This window comes from Promicromonospora vindobonensis (assembly GCF_042685865.1).
GTDB lineage: Bacteria > Actinomycetota > Actinomycetes > Actinomycetales > Cellulomonadaceae > Promicromonospora > Promicromonospora vindobonensis.
Genome location: NZ_JBHUOG010000001.1, coordinates 2,354,757 through 2,371,163 on the forward strand (window position 1 = coordinate 2,354,757; position 16,407 = coordinate 2,371,163).

The 16,407-nt window shown below is 70.1% G+C and carries 12 protein-coding genes; 9 read left to right on the plus strand and 3 right to left on the minus strand.

The window, feature by feature from the left end:
* Positions 1-80: 80 nt before the first annotated feature.
* Positions 81-1,379 carry an SMI1/KNR4 family protein gene (locus ACFS27_RS10660; RefSeq protein WP_377182704.1) on the minus strand — a complete coding sequence of 433 codons (1,299 nt, stop codon included), beginning with the start codon at positions 1,377-1,379 and terminating at the stop codon, positions 81-83.
* Positions 1,380-1,441: 62 nt separating this feature from the next.
* Between ACFS27_RS10660 and ACFS27_RS10665 the strand changes: the two genes are divergently transcribed.
* Positions 1,442-2,392 carry a ribose-phosphate diphosphokinase gene (locus ACFS27_RS10665; RefSeq protein WP_377182706.1) on the plus strand — a complete coding sequence of 317 codons (951 nt, stop codon included), beginning with the start codon at positions 1,442-1,444 and terminating at the stop codon, positions 2,390-2,392.
* 27 nt (positions 2,393-2,419) lie between these two features.
* Here ACFS27_RS10665 and ACFS27_RS10670 read toward each other — a convergent pair whose 3' ends face one another.
* Positions 2,420-3,802, minus strand: coding sequence for a CCA tRNA nucleotidyltransferase (locus ACFS27_RS10670; protein ID WP_377183685.1), 1,383 nt, complete (start codon positions 3,800-3,802; stop codon positions 2,420-2,422).
* A gap of 204 nt (positions 3,803-4,006) precedes the next feature.
* Between ACFS27_RS10670 and ACFS27_RS10675 the strand changes: the two genes are divergently transcribed.
* The 8 genes from ACFS27_RS10675 (at position 4,007) to ACFS27_RS10710 (ending at position 15,009) form a co-directional block, all read left to right on the plus strand.
* The gene (locus tag ACFS27_RS10675; RefSeq protein ID WP_377182708.1) at positions 4,007-4,642 is read left to right on the plus strand and encodes an NUDIX hydrolase; all 636 of its coding nucleotides are present in this window, start codon (positions 4,007-4,009) and stop codon (positions 4,640-4,642) included.
* Positions 4,643-4,704: 62 nt separating this feature from the next.
* Positions 4,705-6,897: a DUF6049 family protein gene (locus tag ACFS27_RS10680; protein ID WP_377182710.1), complete on the plus strand. Its 2,193-nt coding sequence runs from the start codon at positions 4,705-4,707 to the stop codon at positions 6,895-6,897.
* Between the two features lie 84 nt (positions 6,898-6,981).
* The gene (gene murJ, locus ACFS27_RS10685; protein WP_377182712.1) at positions 6,982-8,709 is read left to right on the plus strand and encodes a murein biosynthesis integral membrane protein MurJ; all 1,728 of its coding nucleotides are present in this window, start codon (positions 6,982-6,984) and stop codon (positions 8,707-8,709) included.
* A gap of 165 nt (positions 8,710-8,874) precedes the next feature.
* The gene (locus ACFS27_RS10690; RefSeq protein WP_377182714.1) at positions 8,875-10,734 is read left to right on the plus strand and encodes a protein kinase family protein; all 1,860 of its coding nucleotides are present in this window, start codon (positions 8,875-8,877) and stop codon (positions 10,732-10,734) included.
* Between the two features lie 272 nt (positions 10,735-11,006).
* Positions 11,007-11,981: a thioredoxin-disulfide reductase gene (gene trxB, locus ACFS27_RS10695; protein WP_377182716.1), complete on the plus strand. Its 975-nt coding sequence runs from the start codon at positions 11,007-11,009 to the stop codon at positions 11,979-11,981.
* A 70-nt stretch (positions 11,982-12,051) separates the two neighbouring features.
* Positions 12,052-12,378, plus strand: coding sequence for a thioredoxin (trxA, locus tag ACFS27_RS10700; protein ID WP_377182718.1), 327 nt, complete (start codon positions 12,052-12,054; stop codon positions 12,376-12,378).
* Positions 12,379-12,552: 174 nt separating this feature from the next.
* Positions 12,553-13,863, plus strand: coding sequence for an aminotransferase-like domain-containing protein (locus ACFS27_RS10705; protein ID WP_449301525.1), 1,311 nt, complete (start codon positions 12,553-12,555; stop codon positions 13,861-13,863).
* A gap of 108 nt (positions 13,864-13,971) precedes the next feature.
* Positions 13,972-15,009, plus strand: a complete 1,038-nt coding sequence (locus ACFS27_RS10710; protein WP_377182720.1) for a D-alanine--D-alanine ligase family protein — start codon at positions 13,972-13,974, stop codon at positions 15,007-15,009.
* 84 nt (positions 15,010-15,093) lie between these two features.
* Here ACFS27_RS10710 and ACFS27_RS10715 read toward each other — a convergent pair whose 3' ends face one another.
* On the minus strand, positions 15,094-16,368 hold the full coding sequence (locus tag ACFS27_RS10715) for a ParB/RepB/Spo0J family partition protein (RefSeq protein ID WP_377182722.1): 1,275 nt from the start codon (positions 16,366-16,368) through the stop codon (positions 15,094-15,096).
* Positions 16,369-16,407 lie beyond the last annotated feature (39 nt).

Below are 16,407 nucleotides of genomic sequence, written 5' to 3' on the forward strand. Positions count from 1 at the left end.
CCCGGCCCGAAACGGCCGTGCCGCGACGAGGGCAGGAATCCAGGTGCAGGGTTCCTGCCCTTCGTCGTACCCGGACCGCACTACCGATCGAAGAGGCGGTCGAGCAGGCTCTTTCGTGCAGGGCGGCGTTCCGGGCTCACCGGAGCACCGGTGCGGTCCGACCGGGCCAGGCGGGTGACGTCGATCGGCGCAAGGCCGCGTAGCTCGAGCAAGCGGTTCGCCGCCGAGATGGCATCGGTCAGGGCCGGCGGACGCGCCCGGTCGGGCACAAGACCGGCGACCTTGAGCGTGTCCGGCACCGTCCCCGCGTCAAGCCGATCCGCCCACTCGCCAGGGTCGAGGTTCAGGAACTCCTCGTGCTGACCTGATCCGCCGGCCGGCTGGTCCGGCCCGTGTCCTGTCTGGTCGGCCTTGTCGAGATCCATCCGACGCCCCGCCAGCAGCGCCGCGAGGCTCTCCGCCCGGTACACCGCGCCGGCCCGCATCTCGTGATCGAGCAGCACCACCTGCCCCACGTGTCCGTTCACGCCCGGCGCGAGATCGGCGGCGTAGACGTTCCCCGCGCCGTCGGTCCCGACGGGGAACCAGAGCGGTGAACCGATCGCCGCCTGCACCCGACCCGCGGGGTCCTCGCGAGCGAACGTCGCCGCATCGGTGGTCCAGGTATGGAAGCGGGCGACAGGCAGGAACGCCGTACGCAGGAGGCTGTCGCTCAGCGGCACGATCTCGAATCCGCCGAACAAGCCCTCCTCGGGCGGGAGCTTCAGGCTGCCCGACCCTGTCGCCGCATAGAGCGCGCGTACCTCCTGGGGCAGACCGATCCCGTGGGGCAGAGCGGACTCGGCCGCAGCGATCGCCTCGGGCGCCGCGCCGACGGCGTCAGGCATCCGGTCTGCGATCACCCGCGTCACGGCGTCCGCGTCGGCCGACGGCGCAGGCGTTGCGCCAGGCACCGGCTCGATCCGCTCCAGGTACTGCGCCGGAAGCGCCCCCGGCTCCAGCACCACCTCGAGCACCGGGGCGGCCGGTCCGGAGACGACGGCGGGCGGTAGCGCGACCAGCTCGACCACGTCGTCGGCAGGCTGGGCGCCGGCACGGACCCGCACGAGCTGCTCGGCGTCGGGCGTGAGCTCGGCGACCGCCCGCAGCGCATCGTCGAGGTCGGCCTTGGGTCCGCGCTCACCGGACCTCGCCGCCTCGCGGGCGAGCTTGCGGTAGTGGTCGCGGCGAGCGGCGCCGTCGCCGTCGTCCAGGTAGCTGCCCTGCCACGCCCCGCGACCGACCGTGCCGACGAACTCGCTGACGTCCGTCGAGGGCGGCGCGGAGCGACGCAGCGCGTCGACGAACGGTTCCCAGGTCTGCCAGTCGGAGAGGCTCACCAGCCACATGATGCCGTCTTACTGCTAGGCGTGGGGGCTCGACGTTCCGTAGACTTCCAGCCATGGCCGAGGTGCGGGTCTTTGCTGGTACCGGGGGTCAGCGCTTCGCTCACGAGATGTGCGCTGATCTCGACGTCGCGTTGAGCCCGATCAAGATCCAGCGCTTCGCGAACGACTGCCTGCAGGTCCAGCTCCTGGAGAACTGCCGGGAGCGCGACGTCTACCTGGTGCAGTCCGTGGTGCGTCCCGCGCAGGAGAGCCTGATGGAGCTCCTGCTGATGGTCGACGCAGCAAAGGGGGCGTCCGCGGCCCGGATCACCGCCGTCATGCCGCACTTCGCGTATGCCCGCTCGGACAAGAAGGACGCACCACGGATCTCGCTCGGCGGCCGCCTCGTCGCCGACCTGCTGGAGACAGCGGGCGTGAACCGCATCCTCACCATGACGCTGCACGCCCCGCAGGTGCACGCATTCTTCCGGGTGCCGACCGACCAGCTCAACGCGCTGCGCGACCTTGCGGCGCACTTTCTGCCGAGCGACCTGTCGAAGGCCACGGTGGTGTCCCCCGACCTCGGTAACGCGAAGAGCGCGTCGGCGTTCGCCAAGATGCTCGGTATCCCGGTCGCGGCGGCCGCGAAGGAGCGGTTCGACGGCGACCGGGTCGAGATCACGTCCCTGATCGGTGACGTCACGGGCCGCGACATCATCGTGCTCGACGACGAGATCGCCAACGGGTCCACGATCATCGCCATCCTCGACCTGCTGCGTGAGCACGGCGCGCGCAGCGTGCGGATCGCCTGCACGCACGGAATCTTCGCCAACGACGCGGTCCACCGCATCGCGGCCGATCCCGACGTCGTCGAGATCGTCACCACGAACACGGTGCCGTCGGCCGGGCTGCTGGCGCACGACAAGCTGACGGTGATCAGCGTGGCACCGGCGTTCGCCGAGGCGGTGCGCCGTATCCACAGCGGCGAGTCGGTCAGCGCCCTCTTCGACCCGACCCACGTCTGACAGCAGTCGACCAGCGGGTCGCGGGACCTACCGCGCGGCCCACCACGTCTTCAGCTCCTCCGTCGCCACGTCCTCGCCCAGCGGGCCCCTCTCCATGCGCAGGCTCAGCAGGTGCTTGTACGCCTCACCGACCTCGCGCGACGGCGGGATCCCGAGGATCGCCATGATCTGCGTACCGTCCAGGTCGGGGCGGATCGCGTCGATCTCCTCCTGCTCGCGCAGCACCGAGATCCGGTTCTCCAGGTCCGTGTACGCGTCCGACAGCCGCTGAGCCTTCCGCTTGTTGCGTGTGGTCGAGTCGGCACGAGTGAGCCGGTGCAGCCGTTCGAGGAGCGGGCCGGCGTCCGTCACGTAGCGGCGGACGGCGGAGTCGGTCCAGGCACCGTCGCCGTAGCCGTGGAACCGCAGGTGCAGCTCCACGAGCCGGGAGACGTCCTTGACCACCTGCTTCTCGAACTTGAGCGCCTTGAGCCGCTTGGCGGTGAGCTTGGCCCCGACCACCTCGTGGTGATGGAAGCTCACCCCGCCACCGGCCTCGAACCGGCGGGTCGCGGGCTTGCCGATGTCGTGGAGCAGGGACGCCAGGCGCAGGACCAGGTCCGGGGCCGGCACCGCACCGTCGGGCCCGGTTTCCTGCGCGATCGCCTGCTCCAGCACCGTGAGCGAGTGCTGGTAGACGTCCTTGTGCCGGTGGTGCTCGTCGATCTCGAGCTGGAGCGCCGGCAGCTCCGGCAGCACCTGCTCGGCGAGGCCCGTGTCGACCAGAACCTCGAGACCCGCACGCGGGTTGTCGCTCAGGATCAGCTTCGTGAGCTCGGCCTGCACCCGCTCGGCCGACACGATCTCTATCCGCTCGGCCATCGCGACCAGCGCGGCGAGCGTCCCTTGTTCCACGTGAAACGACAGCTGCGCGGCGAACCGCGCGGCGCGCATCATGCGCAGCGGGTCGTCGTCGAACGAGCGCTCGGGCGCGATGGGGGTGCGCAGCACACCGGCCGCGAGGTCGGTCAGGCCGTTGAACGGGTCGACGAACGTCAGGTCGGGCACGCGCACGGCCATCGCGTTCACGGTGAAGTCCCGTCGCGACAGGTCGCCGTCGAGCGAGTCGCCGAACTCGACGAGCGGCTTGCGGGACGCGGGGTCGTACTTGTCGGTCCGGTACGTCGTCACCTCGACGACGACGTCGCCCCTGCGGGCCCCGATGGTGCCGAACTCCCTGCCGATGTCCCAGTTCGCGTCGCCCCAGCGCGCAAGGATCTTCTGCGTCTGGCTCGGTGAGGCGGACGTCGCGAAGTCGAGGTCGTTGCTCGCGCGGCCGAGGAACGCATCCCGTACCGGTCCGCCGACCAGCGAGAGCTCGTGCCCCGCAGCACGAAACTGGTCGCCCAGCTCGAGCGCGGCGGGCGCCATCTCGGGCAGCACGCCGAGCGCGCGTCGCAACAGATCATGCTCAGGGGTAGACACAGCCCAAGATTCTCCCAGACGCGACCCGACAACACGCACCGCAAGTTTGAACCGCCCCGACGTCCGATCGCGTGCGCCGACACACGCCGTGCCCGAAACCGCCCACACCCCCTGACCAGACCAACCGTGGTCAGTCGGTAGTGTTGGGGCATGTCCACCCCTGTTCCGGCGAGCGACCGTCCAGACGGTCGCCCGGAGGTGCCTACGCCACCCGGCGGAGCGCCGTTGCGGGTGAATCCTGCCCGACGTGCCGCTTCGACGAGCAGCCCGGCACACCTGCCCATCGTGGACGAGACGTCCGCAGGGGGCCTGGTGCTGCGGGGCGGATCCGAACGTCCCGAGGAATTCAGCGCGGCAGTGCTGCTGCGCCGAAATCGCACCGGTCGGCTCGAGTGGTGCCTGCCCAAGGGGCACCTCGAAGGCCGGGAGACGCCACAAGAAGCGGCGATCCGTGAGATTCACGAGGAGACCGGGATTCGCGGCTCTATCCAAGCCGAGCTTGGCGTGATCGACTACTGGTTCACCGGTGAGGACCGGCGAGTCCACAAGGTGGTGCACCATTACCTCTTGCGCGCGGAGGGCGGTCGCCTGACCGTGGAGGACGATCCGGACGGCGAAGCCGAGGACGCCCTCTGGGTCAGGGTCGACGAGCTCGCCGAGCGCCTGTCGTACCCGAACGAGCAGCGGCTGGCCGTTGCCGCCCTGGACCTCCTCGTGTCGTCGAGGAGTCTCCGGGACGCGCTGCGCGCTGACGCCTTCCCCACGGAGCGCCCCGACCTGCCATGACGCAGCACCCCGACCTCTCCCGCAGTCCGGCCCGCCATCGGGCGGCCCATTGCACCGGCAAGATGAGCGCCATCGTCCTGGCGGCCATGCTGTTCGTCGGGTCAGCCATCGTCCCGGCGACAGCCGGCGCCCCGAGCACAAGCACCGCCCCTGCAGCCACCGACGTCGTGACCGAGGAGGCCGAGGACGTCCCAGCGGCCCCCTCCGACCAGGGCGCGATCGGCGTCTCGATCATCAAGATCTCGCACCCGGTCGCGGCGCCGGGCGACGACGTGACCATCCGGGCGCGGATCACCAACAACACCGACACGGCGGTGTCCGGGACGACGGCACAGCTGACCGTCGACTACCTCGCGCTCACCTCCCGTGAGCAGATCGCCGCGTGGTCCGACGCCGAGCTGCTCGACCCGGTCTACGGCGATCCAACGGATGAGTCGATCCCCAGGCTGGCGCCCGGCGCGTCCACGAACGTCTCGTTCACCTACGACCCCGGCTTCCACGCCCTACAGGGCTTCGGCCCACGCCGGCTCGCGGTGAGCGTCAACGATGCCACGGGCCGCGTCGGCGTCGCCCGCTCGTTCCTGATGTACGACGCCGACGGTGCCGAACGTGCGCCGATGCAGCTCAGCGTCCTGGCCGCCGTGACGAGCCCGGCAACGGACCCGTCCGACCCGGACGCGGCCGAGATCGAGCTGGCACAACAGGCAGCCGACGGTCAGCGCCTCGACGGCGTGCTGCAGGTCGCTGAGGACACCGACCTCTCGCTGGCGATCGACCCGAACGTGATGAGCAGTGCTTCGAGGTCGGAGGACCCTGCGCTCACCGAATGGTCCGACCGTATGGTCGCCGCCGCCGAGCAGACGGCCACGTACACGCTCCCCAACCATGACCTGGACCTCGCCGCGCTCGCGCACGCCGAGGTGTACGCCACGGGGCGCCGGAGCTTCGTCCGCGCACCCCGCATCCCCAACTGGCCCATCCCCGAGAGCTGGAACCGGGGCCTGGCCTGGCCGGCGGACGGCGTGGTCCCCGACCTCGAGACGCTCGACCTCGCCGTGGCCACAGGCAGGCAGAACGTCGTGGTCGGTGGAGGAGGGCTCGCTTACGAGGGCTACGGAACGGTGACCGGCCGAGCAGACGTCGAGACGCCGTCGGGCACCGCGCACGCCGCCGTCACCGATACGACACTGACACAGGCCTTCGTCTCGGCAACCGACCTGTCCGGGGTGGGCTCCGAGCCGGCAGGGGGCGCCACCGACACCTCGGTGGAGGCCTCGACGGCCTCCAGCGCCACGGAGGGCGCGCAGCGGCTGCTCGCTGACACGGCCGCGATCGTGAGCCAGTCCCCTGTCGAACCCCCGACCTTGTCGATAGCGGCCCCCCGCACCTGGACGCCCGACGCCGACGCGGCGATCTCGATCCTCGACACGCTCGACGAAGCGGCCTGGGTCGACACGACGACGCTCGACACGCTGTTCGAGCAGGACGCGCAGAACGAGGGCCGCGCTCCCCTGCCGAAGCACCACCCCGCCAAGGCCGAGATCAGCCCCAGCGACGTGGCGGCGCTCGAGCACGCTCGCGACGCGGTCGTCACGTTCTCGTCCGTCGCGGGCGACAAGCGGGGACAGATCTGGCGCCCTGGCGTCGTCCGCCTGATCGCACCGCTCTCGGTCGCCCAGCGCCAGGACCCGGGGCGCCGGTCGTCGATCGTCCAGCAGGTCCTGCAGACCACGAACGAGCTGACGCACGAGTCCATCACGGTCGTACCCCGCGAGGACATCAACTTCATCACCGACGTCGGCAACATCCCGGTGCGTGTCCGCAACGGGCTCGACCTGGACGCGACGGTCACCGTGGTGCTTCGCCCCGACCACCCGCGACTGACCGTCGACGCCCGCAGCGAGGCGACCGTCCCGGCGGGTCAGGAGGTGGACGTCCAGGTACCGGTGCGCGCCATCGGCTCCGGCGACGTCGAGGTCACCGCACAGATCCTCACGCCGACGGGCGCCAAGATCACTGACGACTCGTCGTTCCAGGTACGCGTCCGCGCGGGCTGGGAGGAGGTCGGCACCTGGATCGCGGCCGGCCTCGTCGCTCTGCTGTTCCTCGCCGGGATCTGGCGCACGGTGCGCCGCGGCAAGTCCCCGTACCGTGCCACCAGCAAGGACGTCGAGGAGGCGACCGGCACCTCCGGCGAGGCACTGGAATCGCCGCCGACCACCTCGGCGAGCTCCGTGGCCGTCCCGGCGGAGTAATGTTTCGGCCGCCGCACATGTCGGCAGAACCACACCGGGCAAGGCCCAGACCACGGGAGTAGTCGCTTGACCCAGGAGAACACCGTGACCGTACCGACCGACCCCGCCTCGGACCCCAGCGCCGAGGCCGCGAGCGGTCCGGGCGAGCCCGCCACGCCGCCGCCGTCCCGCGGCCTGGGCCGCAACTCGCTGGTGATGGCGGCCGGCACAGCGGCATCGCGCCTCGGCGGCCTGGTCCGCAACATGATGCTGGTGGCCGCGATCGGCTCCGCCGGCTCGGTCGCGAACGCGTTCGACGTCGCGAACAAGCTGCCCAACGTGCTGTTCGCGATCCTCGCGGGCGGCATGCTGAACGCGGTGCTCGTCCCCCAGATCGTCAAGGCGTTCCGCGCGCACAACGCGCAGGAGCGGATCGACAAGCTGCTCACGATCTCGGCCGTCGGCATCCTCGCCATCACCGCGGTCCTCACGGGTGCGTCGGCGTGGGTCGTCATGCTCTACACCGACGGCTGGACCGCCGAGCAGCTCGCGCTGGGCACCGTGTTCGCGTACTGGTGCATCCCCCAGCTGTTCTTCTACGGCCTGTACACGCTGCTGGGCCAGGTGCTCAATGCACGCGAGCAGTTCGGGCCGTTCATGTGGGCGCCGGTCGCCAACAACGTGGTCTCCGTCATCGGGTTCGGCATCTTCCTCGTGGTGTTCGGTACCGCCCCCGAGCTCGGGATCAACGACCTCGCCGAGTGGGACACGCCGCGCACGATCCTGCTGGCGGCCACGGCCACGCTCGGCATCGTGGCGCAGGCGCTGGTGCTGCTGGTACCGCTGCTGCGCTCGGGCTTCCGCTGGAACTTCCGGCTGGGACTGCGCGGCATCGGCCTGCGCTCGGCCGGGTCCGTGGCCGTCTGGACGTTCGCGGCGGTGGTGCTGGAACAGGCTGGCGTTCTCTACCTGACCAGGGTCGCCGCCGAAGCCGGCGCGTCCGGCGGGGCGGGAGTCGAGTTCGCGGGCAACGCGGCCTACACCCAGGCGCTCCTGATCTACCTGCTGCCGCACTCCCTGGTCACGGTCTCCATCGCAACAGCGCTGTTCACCGGGATCAGCAAGGCCGCCCAGGAGGGCGACACCGACCGCGTCCGTGCCGATCTATCCCTTGGGCTGCGCACCATCGGTGTCTTCACGGTGTTCGCCACCGCCGCGCTCACCGTGCTGGCGGCGCCGGCCACGGCGTTCATCGTCCCGACGGCGGGCGAGGAGGGCACCGCCCTCATCGCACCCGTGCTCGTCGCCCTCTCGTTCGGTCTGGTACCGCTCGGTGCGATGGCCCTCATGAAGTGGGTCTTCTACGCCTACGAGGACGGGCGCTCCGTCTTCCTGATCACCGTGCCGTCAACGGTGGCACTGGTGGGCGGCCTCGTCGCGGCACAGATCTGGCTGGCGCCCCAGTACTGGGTCATCGCCGCCGGTGGGGCGTATGCCCTGTCCAACTGGATCACGGTGCTCCTGCGCACCGGGGGCCTCCGGCGGAAGCTCGGCGGACGGCTCGACGGCGGACGAGTGCTCGCCCTCCACGCCAAGACCCTTCTCGCCGCCGCCGTCTCGGGGCTCGCCGGGTGGGGCGTGTACCGGCTGATCGGCGGGTTCGACGCGCTCTCGTTCGGCAGCGGCTGGGTGCTCACCATGCTCAGCGGCCTGTGGGTGACGGCGCTCTGCGGCCTGGTCATGCTCGCCGTCTACATGCTCCTGCTCCGCCTGTTCCGGGTCAGGGAGCTCGACCGCCTGCTCGGCCCGGTGCTAGCGCGGCTCAAGCGCTGATCCCCTCCGTCGCGGCGCGTTCGGGGCAGGCGACTGACCTGCATCTCGGTTGCGAAGGGACGACATTTCGGCGGGTTGTCGGCGGTTCCGCGTAGCATGGCGACGGTGCCTGATCCTTGTGGTCACGTACCTGCTACTGTCCCCCGACCGAGCGAGGAGGTCCGCGTGAGCACCGTCGAGCCAGGCAGCGTGCTGGTCGAGAGATACCGGCTGAGCCAGCAGGCGTCCACCGACCTTGCCGCGGCGACCGCCTGGGAGGCGCACGACCTGATCCTGGACCGCGAGGTCCGCGTAACCCTCGTGACCGGGCCTTATGCGAGCGATGCCCTCGACTCGGCCCGACGCGCGGCACTGGTGACGGACCCTCGCCTGGTCCGGGTGCTCGACGCCGGCTCGGACTCCGACGGCCACAAGTACGTCGTCACCGAACCGCACACCGGCACCACGCTGACCGAGATCGTCTCGAGCGGCCTGGTGGACGAGCAGCAGGCCCGGGCGATCGTCGGTGAGGCGGCCTCGGCTCTGAGCGTGGCGCGCGCCCGCGGCGTCCACCACACGGCGCTGCGTCCGGAGGCGGTCCGGGTGGACGGTCACGAGGTGCGGGTCACGGGCCTGGGGCTCGACGGCGGCCTTGCCTCCGGCGACACGCTGAACGGCAGGCCGGGACAGCTTGACGCCCAAGGCCTGGTCGCCCTGCTCTACTACGCGATGACAGCGCGCTGGCCGGGGCAGGACCTCGAGGCCGACTGGATCGCGAAGGACACCCTGATCCCGCTGCCCGCGCAGCTCGACGAATCTGGCGCAGTGGCGCCGCTGTCCACGCTGGTTCCCCACGTGGACACCGACATCGATGCCCTGGTGGGCCGGGCGTTCAACGCGCCTGGCAGCACCGACGGACCGATGAACCCCGACGACGTGACCACGGCCCTTGCGCCGTGGGGAGAGGTTTCCGTAGTGGCATCGCTGCCTGGATTTGTGCAGCCCGAGCCGGAGGGGCCGCGGCGGCAGTCCATCGCCGACGCTTTCGGCGGCGAGGGCACCCCGCCCGTACGACGCCCCGTCACCGGCCGGATCGCACGCAACGACGAGACGATGGCGATGGGGGCGGGCAGCGTGCCCGCCGGCTACCCGGAGCCGCAGAACGAGTACACGTACGAGCCGCAGGCGTACGGGGGGCATTCGCCCGTGCCGCCGCCTCCCCCGGGCGGCGGCCCGGTCGGCTACGACCAGTTCGGCCAGCCGGTCGGACAGGTCCAGCCTGGGTATGACCAGGCACAGTACGCGCAGGAGGGTGCGCCGCAGCAGTACCCGCCGCAGTACGCCCCCGGGGGGTACGACCCCAACGGGGGCTACTACGAGCAGGACGGTGGGTTCGCAACCCAGCCGGCGCCCAAGCGCGGCGGTGTGAACCCGACGCCGATCGTGCTCGGCCTCGTCGGAGTCGCTGTCGTGGCCGGCCTGATCTGGGCGATCAACGCCGTCCTGTCGCCGACGCCCGACGTCATCGCGGATGCGTCCCCCTCGCCCACGGTGAGTGCCTCCGCAGGCGGCGAGACCGAGGGCGAGGACAACAGCGCACCGTCGGCGCCCACGGAGACCGAGGCGCGGCCGGTCATAGACTCGGCTGCCCTGCTCGGCACGCTCGAGTCGAACGGTGAGACGATCGACCACCCCGAGAAGGTCGAGCTGGCCTACGACACCGACCCGGCCACCTTCTACTTCACGACCACCTACCAGCAGGCGGTCTTCGGCGGGTTCAAGGACTCGCTGGGGATGGAGCTGCGGCTCCGCGAGCCTGCCTCGGTCACCAAGGTGGAGCTGATGACCAACACCCCGGGCGGCAAGGTGCAGATCCTCAAGGGCGGCGCCGGTGGCGAAGTGCTCGCCGAAGGCACGTTCTCGGAGACGACGACGTTCGAGCTCACCGAACCGGTCGTGAGCAACTCGTTCACCATCTGGGTCACCGAGCTGCCGCAGGTCTCCGACGGGTTCCGGCTGGAGCTGAACGAGGTCGTCCTGAGCTAGCTCCCACAGAGGTCGGGCGGCACGAAGAAGACGAATGCTTGCGCGGGAGTATCTGTTCCCGGAGTGGAGGGCGCGGCCAAGGCGCCCGTGAACGCCCCCGCGCAAGCGTTCGTCTTCTTCGTGCCGCCCGGCCCCCACACCATCCATCGACATCTGTCGATATTATGTGGCGAGACTCACGCCTGCGATCGCGCCGCAGCCGACGTCGGCTGGAACACTGGGACCCGCCCGCGTGTTGTTGCGTGTGCCCCATGGAACTCGAGGAGATCGCCTTGACCGAACAGACCACAGCTCCGGCTGCCGGGACAACCGACGCCCCCGTGCTCGACGTCGTCATCGTGGGGTCCGGCCCCGCGGGATATACCGCAGCCATCTACGCAGCGCGCGCAGGCCTTGCGCCCGTTGTCGTCGCGGGCTCGGTCACGGCTGGTGGCGCCCTGATGAACACCACCGAGGTGGAGAACTTCCCCGGTTTCCCTGCGGGGATCCAGGGTCCGGACATGATGGACGCCATGCGTGAGCAGGCCGAGAAGTTCGGTGCCAAGGTCGTCTGGGACGACGCTGAGCAGGTCGAGCTGACCGGCGACGTCAAGACGATCGTGACCGGTGGCGGCGACACGTACCGCGCCCGCTCCGTCATCCTCGCCACCGGCTCCGCCTACCGCGAGCTGGGCCTCTCGGACGAGAAGCGTCTCTCCGGTCGTGGCGTCTCGTGGTGCGCCACCTGCGACGGCTTCTTCTTCCGGGACCAGGACATCGCCGTGGTCGGCGGTGGCGACTCCGCGATGGAGGAGGCGACCTTCCTCACGCGGTTCGCCTCCAAGGTCACCGTGGTGCACCGTCGCGACGGCCTGCGCGCCTCCAAGATCATGGCCGAGCGAGCCATTGCGGACCCGAAGATCGAGTTCGCCTGGAACAGCGAGATCGCCGGCATCACGGGTGACAACAAGGTCGCAGGCATCAGCCTGCGCGACACCGTCACCGGCGAGGTCAGGGACCTGGACGCGACCGGCCTCTTCGTCGCCATCGGACACGAGCCGCGCACCGACCTGGTCAAGGGCCAGGTCGACCTGGACGAGAACGGCTACATCCTCGTCGAGGGCCGGAGCACACGCACGAACCTCCCCGGCGTCTTCGCCTGCGGCGACGCCGTCGACCACACCTACCGCCAGGCGATCACGGCCGCCGGCTCGGGCTGCTCCGCAGCGCTCGACGCCCAGGCGTTCCTCGACTCGCTGAACGACTGAGCTTCCGGCCGGCTCCAACCGGCCCCGCCCCGCTCGGCCCCGCACGAGGCCATGAACAAGGAGATGCTGGATGAGCACCATCAAGGTCACCGACGACACCTTCAAGACCGAGGTCCTCGACTCTGACATTCCCGTCTTCGTCGACTTCTGGGCCACCTGGTGCGGACCGTGCCGCATGGTGGCTCCGATCCTCGAAGAGCTCTCGGACGAGTACGAGGGCAAGATCAAGATCGTCAAGATCGACACCGACGAGAACCGTCAGACCGCCATGGACTACGGCATCGTCTCGATCCCGACGCTCAACGTCTACAAGGGCGGCGAGGTCGTGAAGTCGATCATCGGCGCTCGCCCGAAGCGCGCGCTGACCGAGGAGATCGAAGAGGTCCTCGCGGTCTGACGGACGTACCGCGACCGCACTTCTCTCAGGGAGCGCGTGTCCGGATCCACGCCTGGTGATGCCACCGGGTGCGGGCCGGGCACGCGCTTCTGTCGTCGGGAAGCCCCGGAATCTCACCGTTTCGCCACGAACGGACACTGAGCCGCACACCGCCCACATGCGAGACTGGGCCGCGTGAACGAGCTTCCCGAGACCGCCGGTAACCGCCTCGACCCATGGTTCGGTTCGTACGCGGCACGAGCGCACGGCATGCGGGCCTCGGAGATCCGAGCGCTCTTCTCGGTGGCGAATCGTCCGGAGGTCGTGTCGCTGGCAGGTGGCATGCCGTATCTCGAGGGCCTTCCGCTCGACGTCATCGCCGACACCATGCAGCGGCTCATTGCCACCAAAGGCACGACCGCCCTCCAGTACGGTTCGGGCCAGGGCGAGGAGAGTCTCCGCGAGCACATCACGCAGGTCGTCGCGCTCGAGGGCGTCTCGGCCCACCCCGACGACGTCGTGGTCACCACTGGTTCGCAGTCCGCGCTGGACCTGGTGACCCGCATCTTCGTGGACCCGGGCGATGTGGTGCTCGCCGAGGCACCGTCGTACGTCGGCGCGCTCGGCGTTTTCCGGTCTTATCAGGCGGACGTCGTCCAGGTGCCGCTCGATGCCGACGGCCTGGTACCCGGAGAGCTCGACGCGACGCTCACCCGGCTCGCCGCCGACGGGCGCCGCGTGAAGTTCCTCTACACCGTCCCGACCTTCCAGAATCCGGCAGGGGTCTCGCTGTCCGCCGAGCGCCGTCCTCAGGTGCTGGAGATCTGCCGTCGGCACGGCGTCCTCGTCGTCGAGGACAACCCCTACGGCCTGCTCGGCTTCGACGACGAACCGATGGCGGCGCTGCGCTCCTACGACACCGACGGCGTGCTGTACCTCGGCTCGTTCTCGAAGACGTTCGCCCCCGGCTATCGGGTCGGCTTCGTCATCGCACCGCACGCTGTGCGCGACAAGCTCGTGCTGGCCAGCGAGTCGGCGGTCCTGTCGCCGTCGAACGCCTCCCAGCTCGCGGTGGCGACCTACCTGGAGACGTGTGACTGGAAGGCGCAGATCAAGGCCTACCGGGAGCTGTACCGCGAGCGACGCGACGCGCTCGTCGGCGCACTCGGCGAGCACCTGCCGAGCGCATCGTGGAACGTGCCGAAGGGCGGGTTCTTCGTCTGGGTGCGGCTCCCCGGGGGCCTGGATGCCCGGGCCATGCTGCCCCGCGCGGTGACCGCGCGGGTCGCCTACGTGCCCGGGACCGCCTTCTACTTCGACGGCAGCGGCTCCGACCACATGCGGCTGTCCTTCTGCTTCCCCACGCCGGACCGGATCCGTGAGGGTGTGCGCCGGCTGGCCGGGGTCGTGAACAGCGAGTCCGAGCTGGTGCAGATCTTCGGTACGTCCGCGCGGCCGGATCCCGACACGGACGACGTCGAGGGTCCTGGCCCGGATCTCGCGTGACCTTCGACCGTCGACGTCGGACCGCGGGTCACCCCGGTGACCAGTGCTTCTGGCACGATGGCTGCTCCGCCCTGTTGACCCGTTGACCTCGACCGAGTGAGTCTCCCGATGACCCCTTCCGCTTCCGCCTCGTCCGCACCGACGTCGTCCGGTGCCCTCGCTGGCTCCCCTTCCGCCGCGGCCAGGCACGACGCCGCGGCCGGCGCTCCCCTGGTGGTCGTGCTTGCCGGGGGGCTGTCGCACGAACGGGACGTGTCCCTCCGCTCCGGGCGCCGCGTTGCGGACGCGTTGCGCTCCACCGGCCTGGAGGTCGTGGTGCACGACGTCGACGCTGAGCTCCTGACGTTCCTGCGCGAGACCCGGCCCGATGTCGTCTGGCCGCTGCTGCACGGCGCGTCCGGGGAGGACGGGTCCGTGCGCGATGTGCTCGACATGCTCGGCCTGCCCTACGTGGGAACTGGGCCGCGCGCGAGTCGCGTCGTGTGGAACAAGCCCATCTCCAAGGCCGCCCTGCTCGAGGCGGGCCTCGCGACGCCCGACTACGTCACCCTCCCCCAGAGTCTGTTCCGGGATCTCGGGGCGCAGCCGGTGCTCGACACGATCGTGCGGCGGCTCGGCCTCCCCCTCGTGGTCAAGCCGACCGAGGGCGGGTCCGCGCTCGGAGTCAGTGTCGTCACTCGCGCCGAGGACCTGCCTCGCGCGATGGTGGAGTGCTTCGCATACGGCGAGACAGCCCTCATCGAGCAGGCGATCACCGGTGCGGAGCTCGCGGTCAGCGTGATCGACGGTCCGCGCGGACCCGAAGCGCTGCCCGCCGTAGAGATCGTCGCCGACGGTGGGTACGACTACGCCGCGCGCTACGTCGCAGGCGAGACAGAGTTCTTCGCACCGGCTCGCCTCACCGCGGAGCAGTCCGCCCTGGTGGCCGACGCAGCCGTGCGTGCCCACGAGGCGCTCCACCTGCGTCAGCTGTCCCGCACGGACCTGATCCTCGACGCCTCGGGGACCGCACACATCCTCGAGGTCAACGTGGCACCGGGTATGACAGAGATGTCACTTCTGCCGCAGGCGGTAGCGGCGAGCGGTCACGACCTGGCGACGCTGTACCGCACGATCGTCGACACCGCGCTGATCGCCGCGCGATAGCGCACCACGTTCCACGTGAAACAACGCCGGGCCGGCATCTCCCGAAGGAGATGCCGGCCCGGCGACCTTCTCTGCGGGTGGCCGTCAGGAGTCGGACTGCGGCTTCAGCAGACCGCGCTCCTCAGGAGCCATCACGTTGAGAATCCGGTTGAGGTCCTCGACCGAGGCGAACTCCACGGTCATCCGGCCCTTGGTCTTGCCGAGTGCCACCTTGACCCGGGTCTCGAACCGGTCGGAGAGCCGGGTCGCCAGCTCGTCCACCGCTTCGCTGCGGGTGCCGGCGCGCGGCGGCTTGCGTGTCTTTCCGTTGCTGCCGTCGGATTCCGTCAGCATCACGATCTCCTCGGTCGCGCGGACCGAGAGTCCTTCCGACACGATGCGCTGAGCGAGCCGCTCGATCTCTGCGCCGTCGCTCAGACCGAGGAGCGCACGGGCGTGCCCGGCCGAGAGTACCCCTGCTGCGACGCGCCGCTGCACCAGCGGCGGCAGCCGCAGCAGCCGCAGGGTGTTCGAGATCTGCGGGCGACTACGCGCGATCCGATTCGCGAGCTCCTCGTGCGTGCAGCCGAAGTCGTCCAGGAGCTGGCGGTAGGCTGCAGCCTCTTCGAGCGGATTCAGGTCAGAGCGGTGCAGGTTCTCCAGCAGCGCGTCGCGAAGCATGTCACCGTCGTCGGTGTCACGAACGATCGCCGGAATGGTCTCCAGCTCCGCCGCCTGCGTCGCACGCCAGCGCCGCTCCCCCATGATGAGCTCGTACTCACCAGGGTGCTCCTTGTCGGGCCGGACCACGATCGGCTGGAGCACGCCGATCTCCTTGATCGACTCGACGAGCTCATCGAGGTCCCCCTCGTCGAAGACCGTCCGCGGCTGCCAGGTGTTCGGCCGGATCGCCGTGACGGGCAGCTCCGCGAACCGTGCGCCCGGAACGGGCACGAGCTCCGCTGTTTCACGTGAAACGTCGGCGGTCTCGCCCTCCTCACGGCTGAAGAAGGTGTCGTCCAACGCCGACGCGCCGCCGCCCTCCGCAGCCTCGTTGGCAACCGAGAGGCGGCCGCTGGCAATCGCGGAGTCCCACTTCACGGTGCTGGGGCGCGGCCCAGAGTTCTTGACAGCCTTCTTCTCGGTGACGGGCTCGGCGGCGACAGTGCCGACCGAAACCGTGCTCACGGGGATCTCATCCGTCACGTCGAGCGCCGGCGACGGCCGCTCCTCGACGATCGTTGCGACCGACCCGCCCAGTGCGTTGTCGGCGTCGTCGGGCTCGCCCGGCCCCGCGTCGGGCGCCCGCTCGTCCAGCTCAGGACCCGTCGGGATCAGGGCGCCCAGGCCCCGCCCGAGCCCGCGTCGCTTCGCACTCATCGTGTCTCCTCGTCGGTTCCGGCCGCGCACCGAGCGCGG

Bases quoted from the DNA above. Each gene is read 5' to 3' on its own strand.
- ACFS27_RS10665 (WP_377182706.1), top strand. From the start codon at position 1,442: ATGGCCGAGGTGCGGGTCTTTGCTGGTACCGGGGGTCAGCGCTTCGCT.
- ACFS27_RS10670 (WP_377183685.1), bottom strand. From the start codon at position 3,802: ATGGCGCCCGCCGCGCTCGAGCTGGGCGACCAGTTTCGTGCTGCGGGG.
- ACFS27_RS10675 (WP_377182708.1), top strand. From the start codon at position 4,007: ATGTCCACCCCTGTTCCGGCGAGCGACCGTCCAGACGGTCGCCCGGAG.
- ACFS27_RS10680 (WP_377182710.1), top strand. From the start codon at position 4,705: ATGAGCGCCATCGTCCTGGCGGCCATGCTGTTCGTCGGGTCAGCCATC.
- trxA (WP_377182718.1), top strand. From the start codon at position 12,052: ATGAGCACCATCAAGGTCACCGACGACACCTTCAAGACCGAGGTCCTC.
- ACFS27_RS10710 (WP_377182720.1), top strand. From the start codon at position 13,972: ATGACCCCTTCCGCTTCCGCCTCGTCCGCACCGACGTCGTCCGGTGCC.
- ACFS27_RS10715 (WP_377182722.1), bottom strand. From the start codon at position 16,368: ATGAGTGCGAAGCGACGCGGGCTCGGGCGGGGCCTGGGCGCCCTGATC.